Genomic DNA, 18,915 nt, shown 5'->3' with positions numbered 1-18,915 from the left:
CAGCAGCGCCTGCTCGCGTTTCGTGCTACCGCAGACCACTTTCGCCAGGCACAACGGGAAGAGCGCGTATACTGCGCAGGACGTTTACCACCGCAGGCGCGCACATGAGTCAGCACAGGCAGCACAGCGAGTACCGGGCCGCACCGCCACCCGACCATGCCCGCCTGCGCCCGGCGCCGCTGCCTGCGGAACCACTCCCGCGTACCGCGCTGCTCGACCAGCTCATGCAGCACCTGGCCCGGGGACGACGCCTGGCGCTGCTACGCAGCCCACCGGGCTACGGCAAGACCACCCTGATGCACGCCTGCGCGCTGCAGCTCAGGCAGGACTGGCTCTGGCTGCGCTGCAGCAGCGCCGACAACCAGCCGGCTCAGCTGCACAGTCAATTGGCCGCACTACTGGCGGTGCCACAACCCGACAATCCGGCGCACCTGGAAACGACACTATTCAACCAGCTGGAAGCACGCCAGGCGCCACTGGTGCTGTTTATCGACGACCTGCACCTGCTGCGCAGCAACCCTGCGCGCCAACTGATCAACCGCCTGCTGGCCGTGGCGACACCCCGGCTGCAGATTGTCGCTGCCAGCCAGGGCGAACCCCAGCTGGCCATCACCCACCTGCACCGTGATCAGCAACTGCTTGCACTCGACACCGCCGAGCTGGCACTGGACAGCCAGCAGATTGCCGCGCTGGCGAGCGCCCGGCATATCGCCCTGGACAACGACAGCCTCTACCAGCTGCGTACCAGCAGCGAAGGCTGGATCAGCGGCGTGCTGCTGGCGCTGTCCGCCCGCGCCCGACAGACCAATGCCGACGAAGACACCGCGCGCTACCTGAACGAGTCGGTGCTCGACAGCCTGGCCCCGCGCCTGCGCCATTTTCTTGAGCAAACCTCGGTGGTCAGCGCCTTCAGCCCGGCACTGGCCGCGCACCTGAGCGGCGACGCACAGAGCGAGCGCACCCTGGCCCAGCTGCGCCGCGACGGCCTGTTTATCGAGGACAACCCCGACCCGCTGCTGCCCCTGCGCTACCACCCGGCCCTGCGCAACGCCTGCCAGCAGCGACTGCAACAGCGCGCCCCGGCACGTCTGCGGCAACTGCACCTGCGCGGCGCAGACTGGCTGCTGCAGCACGGCTGCTACGGCGAGGCGGTCTATCAACTGGGGCGCGGCGGCGACTACAACCGTCTGCTCGCCGAGGTAGAGCAGCACAGTTTTGATCTGCTGCGCGAGGGCAAGGTGGACTCCATCGTCGACTTTCTGATGGATCTGCCCAACCGGGATACCGACCATCTGACCCTGGCCATCACCGAGGCCAGCACCGTCATCGCCACCAATGACATCGAGCGCGCTCGCCTGTGTCTGGCTCGCCTGCAGCGCCTGGTGCGTGAGCTGCCGCCGCCGATCCCCCGGCCCGAACGGGTGTTCCAGAGCATGGCCTTTGTGCGCAGCCGGCTGGCGGTGCTGGCCGGCAACTACCAGCATGGTCTGCGCCTGACCGGCGACAGCCTGCGCCGCTGGCCGCAGCAAACCGCCGCCAGCGCGGTGTTGCTGTACAACCGCGCCAGCTGTCTGCACGCCCTGGGCGAACTGCATGCCGCGCGCCGCGTGGCCGAGGACGCCCTAAGCCAGCTCAGCCAGTTTGCCTTTCGCGGCTATACCCACAACCTGCAGCTACTGCTGGCCCAGATTGACCTCAGCCAGGGCAACAGTGCCGGTGCGGCCCAGCGCCTGGGCGCCCTCACCGAGCACCCCGATAGCCGCTCGAACACCTTTTACGAGCTGTTCCTCAACATTGGCCAGGCCCAGGTTCTGCAGCAGCAGGGCGCCTTTGAGGCGGCGCGACAGCAACTGGCCCAGGCCGAAGCGACCGCACTGGAGGTCAGCCATAGCGCTGCCTTGCCCTGGGTACTGCATTATCAGGCCTGCCTGCACGACGCCTGGGACCAGAGCGCTGCGGCCGCACGCCTATGGGACGAAGCCCTGCGCCTGAGCCGACAGTTTCGCCTCTGCGGCCTCTATCGCCTGGCTGCAGCCTGGCGGGTACGCCTCGCCGCGCGGCAACAGGACGAAGCCGCCATCCAGCAGTGGCTGAAAGAGTGGCGCTGGTGCCAGCAGCAGGGTGAGAGCAACGCTCACCGCGAGGAGTTACTGGCCTACGCCTGGGTGCTGCAGCATCAGGGTCGGCACGACGAGGCCCGCCAGCGCGCCGACGACCTGCTTAACCAGGCCCGACAACAGGACAACCGCTGGCTGACGCTGCAAGCGCACCTGTTGAGCGCCCGACTGGCCCGCGACACCGGTCACCGCGACAGCCTGATCAACCAGCTTGAATCCGCCCTGCAGCTCAGCCTGCAACAGGGTTTTGCGCAATTGCTGCAGCACGAAGGCCGCAGCCTGAGTGATGCGCTCAGGCCGCTGCTATCCGCTCGCTTTCGTCAACAGCAGGGCCTTGCCCCGCTACCCGCCGAGAACCCGTTGCTGCACCCGCTGCAGCAGCTGCTGGCCGACAGCCAGACGCAACACCTGCTGGTCGAGCCGCTGACCCGCCGCGAACAGCAGGTGCTACAGCGCATCGCCCGGGGCCAGAACAACCAGCAACTGGCCGACGCCCTGTCGGTCAGCACCAGCACCATCAAGACCCACATCAACAACCTGTTCCGCAAGCTGGGCGCCAACGAGCGTCAGCAGGCCATCCAGATCGCCCGCAGCCTCAAAATTCTGCCTTAGCGACATTTTTCTCCACCCATCTCCACCCTGAAAATCCACCCTTGGTTGGACGCGCCAGGTCAGGCACTTTGCTAAAAAGCACAACGTGTTTCACCCCGCCCACGAGGTCACCATGACTGACAAGCTGCTCAACGAACGCGAGCTGAACTTCCAGCTCTACGAAATGCTCGACACCGAGGCGCTGCTAGAGCGACCGCGCTACGCCGAGCACGACCGCGCCGTCTTCGACGCCACGCTGGAAACCGCCCGTGGTATCGCCGCCGAGTACCTTGCCCCGCACAACCAGAAAGGGGACGCCAACGAGCCGACCTTCGACGGTGAAAAGGTCACTCTGATCCCGGAAACCAAGGCCGCCTGGAATGCCCTGGCCGAGGCCGGTTTCCACGCCGCGCACCACGATGCCGAAGACGGTGGCCTGCAGCTGCCGGAAGTCATCCTGCGCACCTGCGTGGCGTACTTCAGCGCCGCCAACATCTCCACTTCCGGCTATTCCTTCCTGACCATCGGCTCGGCCAACCTGGTCAAGAGCTTCGCCAGCGATGAGCTGCGCGAGCGTTTCCTGCCGCCGATGCTGGACGGCCGTTACAGCGGCACCATGGCGCTGACCGAGCCGGGTCAAGGTTCGGCGCTGGGCGACATCCGCACCACCGCGCGCCCTGCAGACGACGGCAGCTACCGCGTGTTCGGCCAGAAGATGTTTATCTCCGGCGGTGACCACGAACTGACCGACAACATCGTGCACATGGTGCTGGCCCGCATCGAAGGCGCACCCGCCGGGGTCAAGGGCATTTCCCTGTTCCTGGTACCCAAGGTGCTGGTCAACGAAGACGGCAGCCTGGGTGCGCGCAACGACGTCGCACTGGCCGGTCTGCTGCACAAGATGGGTTACCGCAACACCACCTCTACCGTACTGAGCTTCGGTGAGAAGGGCGGTGCGGTCGGCTATCTGGTCGGCGAGGCCCACAAGGGCCTGTCGTACATGTTCCAGATGATGAACGAAGCCCGTATCGGCGTTGCCCTTGGCGCCTCCGTACTGGCCTATCAGAGCTACATCCATGCCCTGGACTACGCCCGTGAGCGCCCGCAGGGCCGTCTGCCCGGCAGCAAAGACCCGCTGGCACCGCAGGTGCGCATCGTCCAGCACGCTGACGTCCGCCGTATGCTGCTGCAACAGAAGGTCTACGCCGAAGGCAGTCTGAGTCTGTGCCTGTACGCCAGCAGCCTGTTCGAGGACTCGCACACCGCGCCGACCGAGGCCGAGCGTGCCGAGGCTGCCGAGCTGCTCGACCTGCTGATTCCGATGGTCAAGTCGTATCCGTCCAAGTACGGCGTGATTGCCTCCGATCTGGGCATTCAGATTCTCGGCGGCTCCGGCTATATCCGTGAGTACCCGCTGGAGCAGTACTACCGCGACAACCGCCTGAACCCGATCCACGAGGGCACCGAAGGCATCCACGGCCTCGATCTGCTGGGCCGCAAGCTGGGTCAGCGTGGTGGCAAGGGCTATCGCCTGTTCCTCGACGCCGCGCGCGCCAGCATCAATGAGGCCGCCAGCACCAAAAAGTGCGCCGGTCTGGCTGCCGCATTGAACGACGCGCTGGGCATTCTCGAGCAGCTCAGCCCGGAACTGCAGGCACAGGTCGCTGCGGATGTAGACCTGGGCCTGGCCAACGCCACCGCCTATCTGGACCTGTTCGGCCGCGTAGTCGTCGGCTGGATCTGGCTGCGGCAGGCACTGGTGGCCGAACGCGCACTGGAGGCCGGCGCCGCCGACAGCGAAGCCGACTTCTACCAGGGCAAGCTGCACGCCGCGCGTTACTTCATGGACTGGGAACTGGCCGGTCTGGCCAGCCAGGCGCAACTGCTGCGCAGCGGCAACCGCCTGACCTACGACATGCAGGACGCCTGGTTCTGACTTCAGGCGTGGCCGGCACGCTGGTGCCGGCCTGACAGAAGAGAAAACGCGGATGGCACCACGCATGCCATCCGCGTTTTTTATTCTTCATGAATTAACCAGCGGTACACCAGCTGGGCCAGCTACCACCTGGTGCTTTCGCGAACTCGGTCTTTCGCCTTTTACGGCAAGCCAAGGGGCCAGCAACCTGCCTTTACGTAAAGCGGGGTTGCGTCATCCTGGATGGGCTTTAAGCCTCATTCAATAAGGCGGAAAGGCTTCCAGCACTCGCCCCGTCATGCGCCGGGCCTGCTCGTCACGCTTGGCCGGGGTCTGCGGCGAGGAGCTCAGGCGCTCGCTTTCGCTGCCACGCCAAACCAGACGACCGCTGGCCGGGTCCAGCAGGTCGATCTGCAAGGTGATCTCCTTGTAGTCCGAGGGATAGGTCTGAATCGACGGACCACCCCAGAAACCACCACCCCAGCCCCAGTAGCCGCCAAAGCTGGTGCTCACGTTCTCTTCACGGTTTTCCACCACAACATAGGTCTTGACCGACAAATCTGCCGTCTGACCTTCCCGCACCGGGCGCAGGCCGCGGGCGTCCAGCCCCTCCGCCACCGCCTGCTTAATGCGTTCAGCGGTCAGGTCGCTGCTCAGGCGCGGATCTTCGGCGGGCGTAAAGGTGACCTGGGGTTCAGCCCATTGCCAGGTCTGGCTGGTAGAGAAGTCATAGCTGGTGTCGTAGTCCGGCTTGATGGTGGTCTGACAAGCCGCCAGGACGAGAACACAGGGCAACAGAAACACATGATGAAGACGCATGAGAAGTACTCCGATGGTGATGGTACCGGCCCCCAGTGTAGCGCGACGCCAGGCTGACTGCTGCCCGACCATGACCGTATCAGGCCCTTTGGTCGCGCTTGCCGATTATTGACACGGAAAAAGCGTGCAAATTGCACGGCCAAATTTTCTCCGTCGTGCAATGCGCACAGGTCAACGGGCCAGCAGTTAAACACAAACAATTGATTTTAAAGGGTTTTATAAAAACCAAAAAGCTGGCACGGCCTCTGCAATATTCCATGCAACGGTCACCGATAGGCCGGATACGGACAAAGCGAGAACAGGAGAAACACCCATGAACAAGCTGAAAACACTTGCCATTGCTACCGCCACCGCCAGCGTACTGAGCATGACGTCAATGGCCGCACACGCTGATGACGGTGACCTGACCGAAGCCCGCCAGGAAGGCTCTATCTGGACCGCCATCACCCTGAACCGTCACCTCAACCCCTTCACCATTGATGTCGACGTCGAAAACGGTGTCGCCACCCTGACCGGTGATGTGGAAAGTGACGTCGACCGCGACCTGGCAGAACAGGTTGCCAAGGACATCGACGGCATCCAGCGCGTTGACAACCAGCTGCAGGTCAACCCGGACGCCGAGCGCAAGGAGCGCACTGAGGGCAACCCGCCGCTGTCTACCAGCTTCAGCAACGCCACCACCACAGCGACCATCAAATCCAAGCTGCTGTGGAACAGCAACACTGAAGGTCTGGACATCGATGTCACCACCAACAACGGTGTGGTCACCCTGAGCGGTACCGCCCAGAGCGACGAAGCCAAGGACCTGGCCGGCATGCTGGCCAAAGACACCGACGGCGTGCACCGCGTCGATAACGAAATCCGCGTCAACGCCGATGCGACCGCTGCCGCCAAGGCACAGAACGCAGCCGATGACGCCGGCGAGGCCATCAGCGATGCCTGGATCACCAGCAAGATCAAATCCAGCTATCTGCTGAGCAGCAACCTGAGTGGCCTGGATATCTCGGTTGACACCAAGAACGGCGTTGTCGCCCTGAGCGGCACCGTAATGTCCAGCGAAGAGAAAGATCTGGCTATCCAGACCGCCGAAAACATCAAAGGCGTGAAGGAAGTGACCGCAGAGAACCTGCGCACTGCCAGCTAATCCGGTGGCCGGCCCGACGGGCCGGCCCTCACCCTGAAGCTTGAAGCAGAACCGTGTTTTACGCACCCAACAGAAGGATACGGATCATGAGCAACAAGACTGAAGAACTGAATGACCTGATTGAAGTCACCCGCGACGGCAAGCGCTTTTACGAGCATGCCCGTGACGAAGTCAAAGAGCCGCAACTCAAGGCGCTGTTCACTGACATGGCCCAGGCCAAGACTGAAGTCATCGCCGCCCTGCAGGGCAAGGTCGCTGCCAACGCCGACACCCCGGCCACCGGCGGCACCCTGACCGGCAAACTGCGTGAAGTGTATGCCGATACCCGCGCCAAGCTGTCCAGCGACGAAGGTGCCACCTACATCGCGCAGCTGGAAGAAGCGGAAGACCGCATCCTGCACGCTTTTGAAGACGCCATGGACGCCCACGAGCCCGACCTGCGCGCCGATGTGGCACCGCTGCTGCCCAAGGTACGCGCCTGCCACGACCGCATGCGCGATCTGAAAAAGGCACAGTAACCATTACCGGTCGCCGCCCGCCTTTGCGCTGGCGGTGACCCGTCAGATCAGGCCGGAGCGATCACGCCGCAAGCTTGTCGAAAAGGAGAAACACCATGCTTAGTTGGGCTATTACTTTCCTGATTATCGCCATCATCGCTGCGGTACTGGGCTTCGGTGGTATTGCTGGCACCGCGACAGGGATCGCCAAAATCCTGTTCCTGGTCTTCCTGGTGCTGTTCATTGTTTCCTTCATCCTGGGACGCCGACCCAAGTTATAGCGACCTGCGATGAATGACCCCGCACCCGCCTTCTGGCGGGTGCTGTCGTATCTGCCCTCAGTCTTTGATCAGGTTGCCGCGAGCATCACCTTGAACACGCCACTGGCCCGTGCACACACCTCTCCGTCTGCCAGCACCAGCGCCTCGGCAAAGCACAGGCTGCGGCCCGTCTTGCGCACCGTCGCCCGCACCTCCAGCCACTGCTCGCACCGTGCGGTACCGAGAAAATCCAGCGATAGATTCACCGTTACCAGCCCGCTGATCTCCGTCAGCTGCCGCGCGCAGCTCAGCCCCATGGCATTGTCGGCCAACGCCGAGATCAGGCCGCCGTGCACAAATCCACGGCTGTTGGCATGCGCCTCGGCGGCGCGTAGTCCAAGGCTCAGCCCGTCAGCGCGCTGCATGGCGTACAGCGGCTCCCAGGGGTCAGTCAAACCGCTGCGCCGGGTGTGACGGGTAAAACCATCGGGGATAGCTGAACTGGACATGGCAACACTCCTCCTCTGGATGATGTAGACCAGTCTATATAATTTCAGCGTATTCGCCCTGTCACACAAACGGATATAGCGACGCTGAATGGCAGCAGCAAAGTGGCGCGAGGTTACACCGCTGCCATACGCAGACGCACCAGCGCCGCAACCTCTTCGGCTGTCTCGACAATCGGCTGGTCGCTGCCGGCCACCCGCGCCAGCAGCAAAGCGCCCTCCAGACTGGCGACGGCCAGTTGCGCCAGACGCCGCGCGGCGTCCTCATCCAGACCATCGCGTTGCAGCGCCTGCTGCAGCACCGCGCACCAGTCAGCAAAAACGGTACGACCGGCGACCGTCATAGCCGAGGACGCAGGCGCCGTTTCCAGCAGGCAGGTCGCAATGGGACAGCCGTCACGATAATCGGAAGCCGACATCCAGCCGGCCAGCTGCGCGGCATAGGCCCTCAGCAGCGTCGGCGTGTCTGTCGCCTCAGCCGCCATCTGTGCCAGGGTGTTGCGGCCACGCTCGCCAGCCCAGCGCACCGCCGCCACACCCAGCTCCTCCTTGCCACCAGGAAAGTAATGGTAGAGCGAGCCCTTGGGTGCGCCGCTCTCGCGCAGGATGTCGTTAAGACCGGTGGCAGCATAACCACGCTGACGAAACAGCTTGGCGGCGGTCTGTATCAGATGTTCCCGGTGTTTGGCGGCGGCCGGCATGGCTGAATCCCTGAGGCGATAATAGGTCAGGCGGCAGTGTACTACGCAGAGCAGGCGCCAGCCCCGCCACACCGGCACATCGTCGCCACCGTAACCCTGACCCAGCGCAAGGTGGTCACGCCAATCTCTGCTAGGGTGGCAAACAGACAGGGCAAGGAGACCATCATGACCGACACATTGCACAACTGGAGCCAGGGCTTCGGCGTCATCCAGCACGACTTTCTGACCCGCGAGCGCATCGATACGCTGCTTGATGCCCTGGCCGCAGACGGCACCTGCTCCCGCGAACAGGCGCTGACCCTGCTGCAGGCGGCGGACAGAGTGTGCAACGCCGCGATGCGCCAGGTGGCGCACATGACCTACGCACGTCAGGTCTACCTGGACGGCCGCCCGCTCGCGCAGAGCGATTTCAAACCCCAGCCCGAAGGCCACACCGGCGGCGCGTTGAACATGGTGCCGGCCTACGTCGGCTACCTGCTCGCCAACGCCCTGACCGGCAACACCCGCAGCTGGCTGATGGGGCAGGGGCACTGCGTGGCAGCGATTGATGCGGTCAACGTGCTGCTGGGCAACACCGAAGCGGCGCAGGCCGAACGCTACCCATTCAGCGACGCCGGGCTCAGTCAGCTCTGTCAGGACTTTTACAGCTATGCCATCGATGCCGAGGGCCGTCCGGCGGTGCCCCTGGGCAGTCACGTCAACCCGCACACCGGTGGCGGCATCAGCGAGGGCGGCTATCTCGGCTTTGCCGGGCTGCAATACGTGCACATGCCGCTGCCAGGGCAAGAGCTGGTGACCTTCCTCAGCGACGGCGCCTTCGAGGAGCAGCGTGGCAGCGACTGGGCGCCGCGCTGGTGGCGCGGCGAAGACAGCGGGCTGGTCATGCCGATCATGATCGCCAACGGCCGGCGCATCGACCAGCGCTCAACCATGGCCCAGGTCGGCGGCGTTGACTGGCTGCGCGAGCATCTGGCGCTGAACGGTTTTGACCCCATCGACATCGATGGCCGCGACCCGGCTGCCTTTGCCTGGGCAATCATCAGCATGGGCCGCGCCCTGCGCGACGCCCACCAGGCTATCGTTAACGGCGATGCCGAGTACCCGGTGCGTCTGCCCTATGCCATTGCCGAAACGGTCAAGGGCTTCGGCTTTCCGGGGGCTGGCACCAATGCCGCCCACAACCTGCCGCTGGTCGACAACCCCGCCACTGACGCAGCCGCCCGCGAACGCTTCAATCAGGGCATCGCCGCGCTGCATGTCAGCGAGGCAGAGCTGCGCGCCGCAGTTGCCGCGTTAAGCAATCACGCAGGGCAGCAGCGCCCGCAGGAGAAGGATCACCCACTGGCGCAGATTCAGGTCGCCACGCCGGTGCTGCCGCCGATCAGTATCGAGCAGCCCGATGCACCGATGGCCGCCATCGACCAGTGGTTCTGCGCCCTGACTCGCGCCAACCCCGAGCTGCGGGTGCGCGTTGGCAACCCGGACGAGATGCGCAGCAACCGCATGAACCAGACTCTGGACCACCTGCTGCACCGCGTTACCGCCGCCGAGGACGGTATCGCCGAGGGGTTGCAGGGCAGCGTGATTACCGCACTCAACGAAGAAGCGGTGGTTTCCGCCGCACTGGCCAACCGCCAGGGCATCAACCTGGCCGTCAGCTACGAAGCCTTTGCCGTGAAAATGCTCGGCGCCATGCGTCAGGAGCTGATTTTCAGTCGCCACGCCCGTGAGCTGGGCCGCCCGACCAACTGGCTAAGCGTGCCGATCATTGCCACCTCCCACACCTGGGAGAACGGTAAGAACGAGCAGTCCCACCAGGACCCGACCCTGTGCGACGCCTGGCTGCAGGAGATGAGCGACAGTGCCCCGGTCTACTTTCCGGTCGACAGCCACAGCGCGGTCGCGGTGATGCGCAAGGTCTACGCCAGCCACGGTCAGGTGGCACTGATCGTCGCACCGAAAAACCCGGTTGAGAGCTGCCTCTCCGTGCCTGAGGCGCAGGCCGCTGCCAACAACGGTTTTGCCGTCCTCAGCGCCGATCCGGGCGCCGAGCTGCAGCTGCTGGCCATCGGCGCCTACCAGCTGCAGGCGGTACGCCGCGCGGCCCGGCACCTGCGCTACCACGGCGTGCCCTGCAGCGAAGTGGTGCTGATCGAACCGGGTCGACTGCGCGAAGCACGCGACACGCTGGAACAGGCGGTGGTGCACAGCGACAGCGACCTCGTCCGGCGCATCCCCGCCGCACGCTGTCGCCTGTTTGTCTGCCACGGTCACGCCGAGGTGATGACTGGCGTGTTGCGTCGCCTCGATACCGGGCCGCAGACCAGCCGCTTTCTCGGCTATCGCAACCGCGGCGGCACGCTGGACACCTTCGGCATGCAGTTCGCCAACCGGCAGAGCTGGGCGCATCTGGTTGCCGAGGCGGCTGCGCTGCTCAACCGGCCGCTGGACGACCTACTCGGCAAGGCCGAACAGGCGGTGCTCAGAGGCGAGGGCGATCCGCGCTTACTGGCGCGCTGAGTGGCGCGCCGCCTGCCAGCGGCGCAACGCCTTCTCCAGTTCGACCACCACAAAGATCGACAGCGCCACCGCTGTCAGCCGCAGCCAGTCTGCGGCCGACAGCGACTCCAGCCCGAACAGCTGCTGCGACCAGGGCAGATAGCTGTAGAGCAGCTGCAGCAGCACTACGCCAACAATGGCCCCCAGCATCGGCCCGGCACGGCGGACAATGGCGGGGGACAGAACCGAGGCATCGAGAAAGCGACAGTTGATCAGATACACCGCCTCGATCATCACCAGCGTGTTGACCGCGACCGCCCGCGCCAGCTCGACTGACGCGCCGTGGCTCAGGTAGTCGCCGAACTGCCAGAACACCAGCAACGCCGCCCAGACCGACACCAGCGCTGCCCGGCCCGCCAGCGCTGCCCCGATCAGACTTTGTCCAGCTGGCCTTGGCGGGCGCGCCATCACGCCGGGCTCAGGCGGTTCAAAGGCCAGCGCCAGCGCCAGCGTGACGGTGGTTACCATGTTGATCCAGAGGATCTGCGCCGGGGTGATCGGCAGCGTCCAGCCAAGCAGAATCGCCAGGATGATCACCGTCGCTTCGGCCAGGCTGGTCGGCAAGATATAGAGGATCGATTTGACCACGTTGTCATACACCGTACGGCCTTCGGCGACCGCATGGGCGATGGTGGCAAAGTTGTCGTCGGTCAGCACCATGTCACCCGCTTCGCGCGCCGCATCGGTGCCCTTGCCGCCCATGGCGATGCCGATATTGGCCTGACGCAGCGCCGGTGCGTCGTTGACCCCGTCGCCGGTCATCGCCACCACCCGGCCCTGACGCTGCAGCGCCTCGACCAGCTGCAGCTTGTTGGCCGGGCTGGTGCGGGCAAAGATATCGACGGCAGACGCGGCCTCGTCCAGCCCGTTCCGATCAAGCTGATCCAGCTCGGCTCCGGTCATCACCCGCTGCACGTTCAACCCCAGCTCGGCGCCAATCGCCGCAGCGGTTACCGGGTTATCGCCGGTGATCATCTTCACCCGAATACCCGCCTGGTGGCAGCGGGCAATACTGGCGATGGCTTCCGGCCGGGGCGGATCACTGATGCCGACCAGCGCCAGCAGACACAAACCCTGTTCGACCAGGGCGTGGTCCGCATGACTATCCACCGGCAAACGACGCTCGGCCAGCGCCATGACGCGCATGCCATCGGCGCCAAGACGCTGCAATTCAGCCTGCCAGCGCGACAGCTCCAGCGGCTCCGGGCCATTGCTCCCGAACTGGCTATCGCAGCAGCCGATCAGTCGATCCGGCGCGCCCTTGACCGCCAGCAGCGCGACACCGTCGGTGTCCGAACGATGCAGCGTGGCCATATAGCGGCGCTCGCTCTCGAACGGCAGCTCCTCCACCCGTGGCCAGTGCTCCAGCAGTTCACTCGCATTCGTCAGCGCCTTGCGCGCCAATACCAGCAGGGCACCCTCGGTCGGGTCGCCGTGCAGCCGCCATTGGCCGTCTTCCTGCGACACACTGGCATCGTTGCAGAGCAGTGCCACGCGCGCGGCAGCCAGCAGTGCCCCGTCGGCAGCAGGCTCTATGGCGCCCTGCGGGCTGTAGCCATCACCGCCGATCCGGTGCAGCTGAAGCGCCGTCACACATTGGCGCGCCGTCATGGCATTGGCGGTCAGGGTCCCGGTCTTGTCAGAACAGATGACGTCAACCGAGCCCAGCACTTCCACACTGGGCAACCGGCGGACCAGCGCCTGCTGCCGCGCCATGCGCTGCACGCCGATGGCCAGCGCAATGGTGACAATCGCTGGCAGCCCTTCGGGAATGGTCGCCACGGCGATACCGATGGCGGCCTGAACCATGTCGTCCAGCGCCAACCCGCGCAACAGGTTACCGATCAACAGGGTCAGCAGCGCGATGACCACCGTCAGGATGCTCAGTTGACGGGCAAAGCGGGTGAGCTGAACCTGCAGCGGGGTATCGGTCAGGCTGACCTGCCGAGTCAATTCGCTGATGCGGCCGATCTCGGTCTGCGCGGCGGTGCGGCAAACCAGCCCGCGCGCGACCCCGGCGGTCACCAGTGTCCCCATGAACGCCATACCGCATTGCTCAGCCAGCGGCACGTCTGCCGCGTCGGCCTCAAGGTGCTTGCGAACCGCTACCGATTCACCGGTCAGCATCGACTCGTCGCAGGCCAGATCCTTGAGCTGCAGCAAGCGCAGGTCTGCCGGCACCTTGTCGCCCGCCTGCAGGCTGACCACATCACCCGGTACCAGCTCGCTGCTGTCGACCGTGCGCAACTGGCCGTCGCGCCAGACCAGCGAGCGGGTGCGGGTCATGCCGAGAATGGTCTGCAGGGCAGCCGATGCCTTGCCTTCCTGAACGAAGCCGACCAGCGCGTTGATCAACACCACGCCAAAGATCACCCCGGCATCGACCCGGTGCCCCATCAGCAGACTGATCACGCCACTGGCGATCAATACGTAGATCAGCGTGTTCTGAAACTGACGGGCAAACCGCCGCCACGCCGGCTCCGGCGGCGCCGGGGGCAGGGCGTTGGGTCCGCACTGCTGCAGCCGCCTGGCAGCCTCGGCCCCAGTCAGGCCCTGTTCGCTGCCGCCCAGCTGCTCCAGCGCGTGATGCCCCTCCAGCGTATGCCAACCAACCGGCGATCCCTGCTCAGGCACGACCTGTCTCCTTTCAGAACGCCATAGATTGGCCGGGGGTCGGGATCATGGCGTCGATCTGATGCTCATCCCACAGCCGCTTGGCCAGCGCATCCAGGGCATCGGCTTCGCCGTGCACCAGCACCACCTTCGGGCTGGTCTCAAAATGACTGACCCAGTCCACCAGTCCGGTCTGGCCGGCGTGGGCGGAGAAGCCGCCCAGCGTCTCGATCTGCGCCCGCACCAGGTACTCCTCGCGGAACAACTTGATGCGCTTGACCCCGTCAATGAGGATGCGGCCCAGCGTGTTGCGCGCCTGATAGCCGACAAAGATCAGGGTGTTGCGCTCATCCCAGATGCGCTGCTTGAAGTGGTGACGGATGCGCCCGCCGGTACACATGCCGCTACCGGCAATGATCAGCGCGCCACGCTTGATCTTGTTGATCATCATCGACTCGTCGGTGCTGGCGGTCAGCCGCAGGCGCGGCAGAAAGTCACGCAACAGTGTCTGATCGCCGCTGCACAGGCCCTTGGCACCTTCGCAGTCGAGCTGGCTTAACCAGCGGTCGTAGAGCCGTGTCACCTCAATCGCCATCGGACTGTCGAGAAAAATCTCCCAGTTATCCAGCTTGCCTTGCTGGTGCAACTGGCCGAGATAGAACAGCAGCTCCTGCGTGCGGCCCACCGCAAAGGCGGGAATCATCACGTTGCCGCCGCGCTCCCAGGCTTCACTGAGAACCTGCTCGAACTGCTCCAGCGTATTGCCCAGGGTACGATGGTCACGGTCACCGTAGGTGCCTTCCATCATCACCACATCAGCACGGGTCAGGACATCTGGGTCAAACAGCAGCACGCTGTCCTTTTTGCCCAGATCGCCGGAAAACACCAGGCGCTTTTCCCGGCCCTGTTCCTGCAGCGTCAGCTCGACTATCGCCGAGCCCAGAATGTGGCCGGCATTGTGGAAAGTCACGCTGCCCGCCTCACCAATCGCAAACGGCTGACGGTAACGCTGCGGCGAGCATTGCTTGAACACCCGCTCGACATCCGCACGCGTATAGGCCGGCTGCAGTTCCGGCGCACCACGGCGAGAGCGGCGCAGATTCTCGCGCTCCAGGTCACGTTCGTAGAGGCCGGCCGCATCATTGAGCATCACTTGCAGCAGATCGGCAGTGGCGCGCGTGCAGTAGATCGGCCCGCGAAACCCTTCGCTGACCAGTTTCGGCAGCAGCCCGGAGTGGTCGATATGGGCATGCGAGAGGATCACCGCATCGATCTCCGCCGGCTTGAATCCAAACCGTTCATCGCGCAGCCGGTCCACCGCATCGCCGCCCTGATGCATCCCGCAGTCCAGCAGTACCTTGCCGACCGCCGCCGAGCTCACCAGGTGACAGGAGCCCGTGACTTCCTGCGCCGCCCCCAGAAACCGAATACTAGCCATGCCGCAACCTCCGTCGTGTCATCGTGGCTATTCCACTCTGGCACAGTTTGCCGGGGCCTGCCGCCGGCTGCGCTGACCCATATCAGCATCAGCGTTAGCGCCGGCTGGCTGATACACTGCCGCGACTGCGACAGGAGGAGACTATGAGCAATACCAAACTGGAAGGCCTGCAGGTGCGCCGCGAAGTCATGGGCGATGCCTTTGTTGACCGCGCGCTGAACAACGCCACCGAGTTCAGTCAGCCACTGCAGGAGTTCGTCAATGAGCACGCCTGGGGCGGGGTATGGAACCGCGAAGGGCTGGACCGCAAGACGCGCAGCCTGATCACCCTGGCCGCCCTGACGGCGCTGAAATGCCCGCAGGAGCTGAAGGGCCATGTGCGCGGCGCGCTGAACAACGGCTGTACCGTAGAGGAAATCCGCGAAGCGCTGCTGCACTGCGCGGTGTACGCCGGCGTGCCGGCGGCCATCGACGCCTTCCGTTCAGCGCAGGAAGTCATCGACAGCGATCAAAAGGGCTAGGGTCTGTTGACGTTTCGTTCGCCCGCCTGCCGGAGGTCGTTTTTTCGGCCAGGCAAGGCGGAGGAAGCGCAGTGTAGTTGACCTACATAAACGACCGACAACGTAGCACGGCTGAAAAATGGCCCCGGCCCTGCGGGTTGCGCCTGTAAGGCCGCCACTCGGCGTCGCTCGTCACTTATTTGGAATGACCAAACTGCGCTCCTCGCTTCTTGATTGGCGACCTTACAGGCAGCAACAGGCGGACGAACGAAACGTCAACAGACCCTGGGGCCGCGCCCTGCTCAGGCAAAACGGGATTCAAGGTAGGCGTTGATCGCGTCGGACTCGTACAACCAGCGGGTCTGGCCGTCTTCCTCGATGCGCAAACAGGGCACCTTGATCTTGCCGCCTTCAGCCAGCAGGGTCTGGCGGTGCTCGGTATTGCCGGAGGCATCGCGCAATTCAACAGGCAGGTTCAGGCGACGCAGGGTGCGACGCACCTTCACGCAGAACGGGCAACCGTGAAACTGGTACAGCGCCAGCGAAGAGGCCGCGTCATTGACCGCCGCCTGCGCGGCGGGCTCACGCTGCATCGGGCTTGGGCGAGTAAGAAAGCTGATAAAAACAACGAGCTGGCCAACAACGACCCGCAGAGCCTTGACGATCATGGCAGGATTCTCTGTGATGAAAAATGGGGCCACGCAGCATACCCTGTCCGCTGCGCCAACCCAACATGACCCGACCAAGCAGCGCAGGCATACTCTGCGCAGGCCCTCCTGATCTCGAGCCACCATGAACCCCGAAGACCTTCTCCTGCTGGTTACCCGCGAAATGCCCTACGGCAAGTACAAGGGCCGCCTGTTCGCCGACTTGCCCGGTCACTACCTCAACTGGTTCGCCCGCGAGGGCTTCCCCAAGGGTGAAGTAGGCCGCCTGCTGCAACTGATGCAGGAGATCGACCACAACGGCCTCAAACCCTTGCTGGATCCGCTGCGTACCCGTCCCCAAGTGCCCTACCAGGATTGATGCCGCAGGTCGTCTGAACTTGCCTTGCCTCAGGTGCTCTATGCTGTGAGACATGCGCGCCTGCTCTGACGCAGGCGCGGCACAGCCTGTTCCACCACTGTAGGAGTATTCCGATGGCCAAGATGCTGGTGCTGTATCACTCTATGTACGGACATATCGAAACCCTTGCGCAGGTCGTCGCCGAAGGCGCGCGGCAGGTTCAGGGGGTTGAGGTCACCATCAAGCGCGTCCCCGAAACCATGCCCGATGAGGCCTTCAAGGCCGCCGGCGGCAAGGTTGATCAAGCCGCAGAGGTCGCCAGCCCGGGCGAGCTGGCCGACTACGACGCCATCGTCGTGGGCACGCCGACCCGCTTCGGCAACATGTCCAGCCAGATGCGCACCTTCTTCGATCAGACGGGCGGCCTGTGGGCCAAGGGCGCGCTGCACGGCAAGATCGCCAGCGTGTTTACCTCCACCGGCACCGGCGGCGGCCAGGAGATGACCATCACCTCCACCTGGACCACCCTGGCGCACCACGGCATGGTCATCGTGCCGATCGGCTACGGCACCAAGGAACTGGCCGATATCGAACACGGCAAGGGCGGTACCCCGTACGGCGCATCGACCATCGCCGGCGGTGATGGCTCGCGTCAGCCAGATGCCCGCGAGCGCGCCATCGCCCGCTACCAGGGCAAGTATGTGGCGGGACTGGCCCAGAAACTAGCCGGCTGAGGGTACGCCATAGCGGCCCGTCAGATACGGCAGAACGCTGCTCCAGGGACATTGAATTACGGTCATAATCTAATTAAGATGACAACCGTAATTTAAACTTGGAGCTCGACCATGAATGCCTTCCCGACTGTTCAGACCGCTCTGATCACTGGCGCCTCCAGCGGCATTGGCGCCACCTATGCCCGCCGCCTGGCGGCGCGCGGCTACAACCTGCTGCTGGTCGCCCGCAATGAAGCCCGACTCAGATTGCTGGCTGATGAGCTGACCGCCCGCCACGATATACAGATCGACATTCTCGCCGCAGACCTCGAGCAACACGGCGAGATCGAGCGGGTCGCCAATCGCCTGCGCAATGACCAGCAGATCAGCCTGCTGGTCAACTGCGCCGGTGTCGCCCTGAATGGCAGCCTGGCCGAGGCGGATATCGACAGCACCCACAGCCTGCTGCAACTCAATCTGCTGGCCCTGACCATGCTCTCCAGTGCTGCGGCCGTGCGTTTCAGCCTGGCCGGACGCGGCGCGATCATCAACATCGGCTCGGTGGTCGCGCTGCTGCCCGAGCGCTTCAACGCCATCTATGCCGCCAGCAAGGCCTACGTCCTGAGCCTGAGCCAAACCTTGCATGCCGAACTGAGCAGCCGCGGTGTCCCGGTGCAGGTGGTCCTACCTGGCATCACCCGTACCGAGATATTCGAGCGCTCCGGCAGCTCCCTGGCGCAGATCCCGCCGAGCATGGTGATGGAGGTAGAGGATCTGGTCGACGCCGCTCTGCACGGCTTCGACCAGGGCGAGCTGGTGACCATTCCCTCGTTGCCCGACGGTGATGACTGGCACGCCGTGACCCAGGCGCGCATGCAACTGGCGCCCAACCTGTCGCGCAACCAACCGGCCGCGCGCTATCACTGAGCAGTCAGGCCGTCGCCCAGATAACCTGCGCGGCGGCCCGGGCCCCCTCCACCAGCGTCGCCTTGTGCGCCTGCTGCACCTGGCTGCCGACAATCAACCCTTCACCTATCAGAAACAGTTGCGTCGCCAGCGGCGACGGCTGACTGGCGCCAGCCGCCGTGCATAGCGCCAGCAGATAAGCTTGAATGTCCTGCTTGTGACTGGCCGCCTGTTGATGGGGCACAGCGTCCATCTGGGCAAACTCGGCCGACGCGTTGATAAAGGCGCAGCCGCAGAAGTCATCCTCCTGAACCCAGTCAGCGATAAAGTCGATGTAGGCCAGCGGGCGATGGGCAACAGCCGCCTGCTCGACAAACGTCCGCAGCCTGGCCATGAACTGCGCATGGCGCAAATCCAGCGCAGCCTCAATCAGCGCGTCCTTGCTCGGATAGTGGCGGTAGAGCGTCTTCTTGGTAACGCCAGCCTCCCGGCTGAGCAGGTCTACCCCTGATGCGTGAAATCCATTGCGATAAAACAGCCCCAGCGCGGAGGCAACGATCTGTTGCGGCGTGCTCATAAGTATACCGATCGGTTGACCATAAGATACTGATCGGTATACTAGCCCGAAATC

At 64.2% G+C, this 18,915-nt stretch carries 17 protein-coding genes; 10 read left to right on the top strand and 7 right to left on the bottom strand.

Going from position 1 to position 18,915, the window contains the following annotated elements; translation table 11 throughout:
* The first annotated feature begins 104 nt into the window (after window positions 1-104).
* Complete coding sequence (locus CNQ84_RS12660; protein ID WP_096005224.1) at window positions 105-2,729, top strand: LuxR C-terminal-related transcriptional regulator; 2,625 nt, start codon at window positions 105-107, stop codon at window positions 2,727-2,729.
* 112 nt (window positions 2,730-2,841) lie between these two features.
* On the top strand, window positions 2,842-4,644 hold the full coding sequence (locus CNQ84_RS12655) for an acyl-CoA dehydrogenase (protein WP_096005223.1): 1,803 nt from the start codon (window positions 2,842-2,844) through the stop codon (window positions 4,642-4,644).
* 240 nt (window positions 4,645-4,884) lie between these two features.
* Here CNQ84_RS12655 and CNQ84_RS12650 read toward each other — a convergent pair whose 3' ends face one another.
* Window positions 4,885-5,442 (bottom strand): DUF4136 domain-containing protein, encoded by a 558-nt coding sequence (locus tag CNQ84_RS12650; RefSeq protein ID WP_096005335.1) that lies wholly within the window; start codon window positions 5,440-5,442, stop codon window positions 4,885-4,887.
* Between the two features lie 313 nt (window positions 5,443-5,755).
* Between CNQ84_RS12650 and CNQ84_RS12645 the strand changes: the two genes are divergently transcribed.
* The 3 genes from CNQ84_RS12645 to CNQ84_RS12635 all read left to right on the top strand — a co-directional run bounded on the left by CNQ84_RS12645 (window position 5,756) and on the right by CNQ84_RS12635 (window position 7,364).
* Window positions 5,756-6,586, top strand: coding sequence for a BON domain-containing protein (locus CNQ84_RS12645; protein WP_096005222.1), 831 nt, complete (start codon window positions 5,756-5,758; stop codon window positions 6,584-6,586).
* Window positions 6,587-6,672: 86 nt separating this feature from the next.
* On the top strand, window positions 6,673-7,104 hold the full coding sequence (locus CNQ84_RS12640) for a ferritin-like domain-containing protein (RefSeq protein ID WP_096005221.1): 432 nt from the start codon (window positions 6,673-6,675) through the stop codon (window positions 7,102-7,104).
* A gap of 95 nt (window positions 7,105-7,199) precedes the next feature.
* Entirely contained in the window at window positions 7,200-7,364 is a 165-nt protein-coding gene (locus CNQ84_RS12635; protein WP_096005220.1) for a DUF1328 domain-containing protein, read from the top strand.
* 68 nt (window positions 7,365-7,432) lie between these two features.
* Here the strand turns inward: CNQ84_RS12635 and CNQ84_RS12630 are convergent, their stop codons facing one another.
* The gene (locus CNQ84_RS12630; protein ID WP_096005219.1) at window positions 7,433-7,852 is read right to left on the bottom strand and encodes a PaaI family thioesterase; all 420 of its coding nucleotides are present in this window, start codon (window positions 7,850-7,852) and stop codon (window positions 7,433-7,435) included.
* Between the two features lie 113 nt (window positions 7,853-7,965).
* The gene (locus tag CNQ84_RS12625) at window positions 7,966-8,550 is read right to left on the bottom strand and encodes a TetR/AcrR family transcriptional regulator (protein WP_096005218.1); all 585 of its coding nucleotides are present in this window, start codon (window positions 8,548-8,550) and stop codon (window positions 7,966-7,968) included.
* Window positions 8,551-8,715: 165 nt separating this feature from the next.
* Between CNQ84_RS12625 and CNQ84_RS12620 the strand changes: the two genes are divergently transcribed.
* A complete protein-coding gene (locus tag CNQ84_RS12620) occupies window positions 8,716-11,070 on the top strand; it encodes a phosphoketolase family protein (RefSeq protein WP_096005217.1) in 2,355 nt (784 codons plus the stop codon).
* On the opposite strand, the gene CNQ84_RS12615 is transcribed toward CNQ84_RS12620, so the two are convergent.
* Both CNQ84_RS12615 and CNQ84_RS12610 read right to left on the bottom strand, forming a co-directional pair.
* Window positions 11,056-13,743, bottom strand: coding sequence for a cation-translocating P-type ATPase (locus CNQ84_RS12615; protein WP_096005216.1), 2,688 nt, complete (start codon window positions 13,741-13,743; stop codon window positions 11,056-11,058). The genes CNQ84_RS12620 and CNQ84_RS12615 overlap by 15 nt on opposite strands.
* A 13-nt stretch (window positions 13,744-13,756) precedes the next feature.
* A complete protein-coding gene (locus tag CNQ84_RS12610; protein ID WP_096005215.1) occupies window positions 13,757-15,160 on the bottom strand; it encodes an MBL fold metallo-hydrolase RNA specificity domain-containing protein in 1,404 nt (467 codons plus the stop codon).
* Window positions 15,161-15,303: 143 nt separating this feature from the next.
* On the opposite strand from CNQ84_RS12610, the gene CNQ84_RS12605 reads away from it, so the two are divergent.
* Complete coding sequence (locus CNQ84_RS12605) at window positions 15,304-15,681, top strand: carboxymuconolactone decarboxylase family protein (RefSeq protein WP_096005214.1); 378 nt, start codon at window positions 15,304-15,306, stop codon at window positions 15,679-15,681.
* A gap of 281 nt (window positions 15,682-15,962) precedes the next feature.
* Here the strand turns inward: CNQ84_RS12605 and CNQ84_RS12600 are convergent, their stop codons facing one another.
* Complete coding sequence (locus tag CNQ84_RS12600) at window positions 15,963-16,328, bottom strand: glutaredoxin family protein (protein ID WP_096005213.1); 366 nt, start codon at window positions 16,326-16,328, stop codon at window positions 15,963-15,965.
* Between the two features lie 124 nt (window positions 16,329-16,452).
* Between CNQ84_RS12600 and CNQ84_RS12595 the strand changes: the two genes are divergently transcribed.
* From CNQ84_RS12595 to CNQ84_RS12585, 3 genes are all read left to right on the top strand, one after another.
* Complete coding sequence (locus CNQ84_RS12595; RefSeq protein WP_096005212.1) at window positions 16,453-16,686, top strand: DUF3820 family protein; 234 nt, start codon at window positions 16,453-16,455, stop codon at window positions 16,684-16,686.
* Window positions 16,687-16,799: 113 nt separating this feature from the next.
* Complete coding sequence (gene wrbA, locus CNQ84_RS12590) at window positions 16,800-17,399, top strand: NAD(P)H:quinone oxidoreductase (protein WP_096005211.1); 600 nt, start codon at window positions 16,800-16,802, stop codon at window positions 17,397-17,399.
* Window positions 17,400-17,510: 111 nt separating this feature from the next.
* Window positions 17,511-18,305, top strand: a complete 795-nt coding sequence (locus tag CNQ84_RS12585; protein ID WP_096005210.1) for an SDR family NAD(P)-dependent oxidoreductase — start codon at window positions 17,511-17,513, stop codon at window positions 18,303-18,305.
* Between the two features lie 4 nt (window positions 18,306-18,309).
* Here CNQ84_RS12585 and CNQ84_RS12580 read toward each other — a convergent pair whose 3' ends face one another.
* Window positions 18,310-18,861 (bottom strand): TetR/AcrR family transcriptional regulator, encoded by a 552-nt coding sequence (locus CNQ84_RS12580; RefSeq protein WP_096005209.1) that lies wholly within the window; start codon window positions 18,859-18,861, stop codon window positions 18,310-18,312.
* Window positions 18,862-18,915: the final 54 nt, after the last annotated feature.

This window comes from Pseudomonas abyssi (genome assembly GCF_002307495.1).
Lineage (GTDB): Bacteria > Pseudomonadota > Gammaproteobacteria > Pseudomonadales > Pseudomonadaceae > Halopseudomonas > Halopseudomonas abyssi.
This window is presented reverse-complemented; position numbering and strand designations above follow the sequence as displayed.

Bases quoted from the DNA above. Each gene is read 5' to 3' on its own strand.
- CNQ84_RS12660 (WP_096005224.1), top strand. From the start codon at position 105: ATGAGTCAGCACAGGCAGCACAGCGAGTACCGGGCCGCACCGCCACCC.
- CNQ84_RS12655 (WP_096005223.1), top strand. From the start codon at position 2,842: ATGACTGACAAGCTGCTCAACGAACGCGAGCTGAACTTCCAGCTCTAC.
- CNQ84_RS12650 (WP_096005335.1), bottom strand. From the start codon at position 5,442: ATGCGTCTTCATCATGTGTTTCTGTTGCCCTGTGTTCTCGTCCTGGCG.
- CNQ84_RS12645 (WP_096005222.1), top strand. From the start codon at position 5,756: ATGAACAAGCTGAAAACACTTGCCATTGCTACCGCCACCGCCAGCGTA.
- CNQ84_RS12640 (WP_096005221.1), top strand. From the start codon at position 6,673: ATGAGCAACAAGACTGAAGAACTGAATGACCTGATTGAAGTCACCCGC.
- CNQ84_RS12635 (WP_096005220.1), top strand. From the start codon at position 7,200: ATGCTTAGTTGGGCTATTACTTTCCTGATTATCGCCATCATCGCTGCG.
- CNQ84_RS12630 (WP_096005219.1), bottom strand. From the start codon at position 7,852: ATGTCCAGTTCAGCTATCCCCGATGGTTTTACCCGTCACACCCGGCGC.
- CNQ84_RS12625 (WP_096005218.1), bottom strand. From the start codon at position 8,550: ATGCCGGCCGCCGCCAAACACCGGGAACATCTGATACAGACCGCCGCC.
- CNQ84_RS12620 (WP_096005217.1), top strand. From the start codon at position 8,716: ATGACCGACACATTGCACAACTGGAGCCAGGGCTTCGGCGTCATCCAG.
- CNQ84_RS12610 (WP_096005215.1), bottom strand. From the start codon at position 15,160: ATGGCTAGTATTCGGTTTCTGGGGGCGGCGCAGGAAGTCACGGGCTCC.
- CNQ84_RS12605 (WP_096005214.1), top strand. From the start codon at position 15,304: ATGAGCAATACCAAACTGGAAGGCCTGCAGGTGCGCCGCGAAGTCATG.
- CNQ84_RS12600 (WP_096005213.1), bottom strand. From the start codon at position 16,328: ATGATCGTCAAGGCTCTGCGGGTCGTTGTTGGCCAGCTCGTTGTTTTT.
- CNQ84_RS12595 (WP_096005212.1), top strand. From the start codon at position 16,453: ATGAACCCCGAAGACCTTCTCCTGCTGGTTACCCGCGAAATGCCCTAC.
- wrbA (WP_096005211.1), top strand. From the start codon at position 16,800: ATGGCCAAGATGCTGGTGCTGTATCACTCTATGTACGGACATATCGAA.
- CNQ84_RS12585 (WP_096005210.1), top strand. From the start codon at position 17,511: ATGAATGCCTTCCCGACTGTTCAGACCGCTCTGATCACTGGCGCCTCC.
- CNQ84_RS12580 (WP_096005209.1), bottom strand. From the start codon at position 18,861: ATGAGCACGCCGCAACAGATCGTTGCCTCCGCGCTGGGGCTGTTTTAT.